Source organism: Vibrio sp. S234-5 (assembly GCF_000960595.1).
GTDB lineage: Bacteria > Pseudomonadota > Gammaproteobacteria > Enterobacterales > Vibrionaceae > Vibrio.
This window is the reverse complement of sequence record NZ_JZAM01000264.1, coordinates 1-2,474: the sequence shown is the minus strand read 5'-3', so window position 1 is coordinate 2,474 and position 2,474 is coordinate 1. Positions and strand designations below refer to the sequence as shown.

The 2,474-nt window shown below is 42.6% G+C and carries 3 protein-coding genes; all 3 read right to left on the bottom strand.

Annotation, left to right across the window (positions count from 1 at the left end):
• Positions 1-690: 690 nt before the first annotated feature.
• On the bottom strand, positions 691-1,443 hold the full coding sequence (locus UF06_RS16005) for an SDR family oxidoreductase (protein WP_039470334.1): 753 nt from the start codon (positions 1,441-1,443) through the stop codon (positions 691-693).
• A 165-nt stretch (positions 1,444-1,608) separates the two neighbouring features.
• Complete coding sequence (locus UF06_RS16000) at positions 1,609-2,316, bottom strand: hypothetical protein (protein ID WP_045571314.1); 708 nt, start codon at positions 2,314-2,316, stop codon at positions 1,609-1,611.
• A gap of 30 nt (positions 2,317-2,346) precedes the next feature.
• Positions 2,347-2,474, bottom strand: a 128-nt coding sequence (locus tag UF06_RS27915) for a DUF3265 domain-containing protein (RefSeq protein WP_226972902.1), incomplete at its 5' end; no start/stop codon positions are given.

The following is a 2,474-nucleotide window of genomic DNA, read 5'->3' as shown; positions in this document are numbered from 1 at the left end:
TACTAAAAACCATAACACCCTCTAAAATATGAATTTTTAGCCATTCTATAAGTTAATGGTTGCACATAATGTTGTTTGCTTCACAGGAAAGGCACATAACGCCCTGCTAAGGGGTGAGCAATGCACTGCAAAAGCTACAGCACACCAACTTAATCACAAAACTCACCGCATGCTGAAAATGCCACGCATTGCGAATCCCGCTTAAGCAGTTTGTTAGCTTAAATTTCAGCACCTTAAGATTTACCAAGCCTGAGATTAAACCGATTTAGAAAACCAACAAACCACTTGAGCTTTGAAACCCGAATTGACTCAAACTTTGTGGCCTTTCATGCGATTTGAAAACCCGAAAATTTTGATAACTCATTTTCGGAAAACTCAAAGCGAAAGCAAAACTTCCAAAGCGACTTTACGCCAAACTGGCTAACCTCGCGCGATCCCAAAACTCAATTGAGGCAACGGCTCAAAACTCGCGTTGGCAAACAATGCTGATTTGCCGAGAAACCGGAACGAGCTGCCAAGGGAAGAAAAAACAGGCTGCAATCAATTGATTTTCATTGTTTTAAGCTAACGCCGCGTTAAGGAGCGCAGGCACGCACTACAAAGGTGACCGCATCACGCCCTAACCACTAAACAAACCGCAAACCGAAAATGCCACGCGTGCCAAGTCCCTCTTGAACGCTTTGTTATGCATTACAAACCACCGGCTAAATCCAGAAAGTTACCTGTAGAAAATGATGATTTTTCAGACGCTAACCAATAAATGGCCTCAGCGACTTCAGCAGGCAAACCACCCCGTTGCATTGGAATTTTATTTTTGAGTCGTTCTATACGGTCAGGCTCTCCACCGTCAGCGTGCATATCGGTATAAATCAATCCAGGGCGAACACAGTTAACTCTGATACCTTCCGCAGCAACTTCCAACGACAGACCTTTTGTTAACGTGTCAATTGCACCTTTTGACGCTGCATAATCGATGTATTCATTCGGTGAACCTGTTCGAGCGGCTCCCGAAGAAACATTAACTATGACACCTCCGAGACCATCATGACGAGTTGACATTCGTTTCACTGCTTCACGACAACACAAGAAATAACCTGTCACATTGTTTATGAGAATTGAGTTAATCCTCTCTGCGCTCATTTCGTCTAAGCGCATCTGCTTCTTTAAGATACCAGCATTATTGACAAGAACAGAAACAACACCAAGCTCTTGGTCAACGGTTTCAAACAGTTTAACAACATCACCTTCTTTGGAAACGTCAGCTTGAACCGCAATACAATGACCACCTAACGCTTTGATTTCTTCCACGAGAGTATTAGCAGCCTCAGCATTAGATTTGTAATTTATGCATACGGAAAAACCGTTTTGAGCAAAAAGCTTTGCTGTCGCTGCACCAATCCCTCGGCTACCGCCAGTAATAACAACTACTTTTTGAACGCTCATTATTCATCCTTTTAACGCTGAATTTGATGTAATGCATAACGCCCAATTAAGGTGTGAAGCACGCAACCACAACACTCAATTTAACCGCCGTAATCACCGAACTTAACCCAAACTAAAAATGCCAAGCGTGCTGAATCACTCTTAAATTGTTTGTTAGGGCAATTTTTATAGGCTTGTAACTTTGACATTCCTCTTACTATTTTTCGTTTCACGCCAAACCTCTACTCTAAACTGATCTACAGCAGGAGCTGGATTTCTAGGTTGTTGAGGCTTCCGTGGTTGCTTTTGGGGCAGATGAGGAATGGCTAACTCTTCTCCATTCACGTCAACTAGCTTCAATTCCATTTGCTGTGGAATTACTTGTGTTTTCTCCAAAGATTCTTTGAGGTCATTATAAAACTCTGGAGCCTCCTCTAGCTCTGCACCGAAGATAGCTTCCGTTTCTTGCATTGCCATTTCGACAGTTAATTCACCGCGCTGAACTTTGATAAAAAGGTTTTCTAGACGAGCAAGAGATTCCCCTCGTTTTCGCAACTTAGGCTGAACTCGACTTAGATCAAATGGTGAACTAGCTCTTTCGCCTAGATAATCACCAACAGCCTTAACTTGATTATTTATTGTTTGTAGACCGGAGATGAATGAACCATATTGGGCAATACCAAAATACAAAACACTCGCGGTAGCAAGTATTTTACCTTTGGCTTTTATTGAACCTTCCTCAACTTCTAGAACAAGAGAGTAGTCACTTAGCTCCAAGTTTTGGCCAACATAAGCTTCCCATTCGTCAAAAAGCTGTGTCGAATAGTTTTCAAAGTCCTCGCGAGGTAAACTTGGCACTCCGATATAGAAATCAATTGTACCTATATTTGCCATTTTTACTCCTTCCGCCAAACTAGAATTGCCCTAACGCCCGGTTAAGGGGCAGCCAACGCCACAACCAAGCTTCCGCATAACACCGTAACCACCAAAACCAACGCATAATAAAAATGCCGCGCGTTGGCTGTCCCTCTTGAACCGTTTGTTATGTTTAA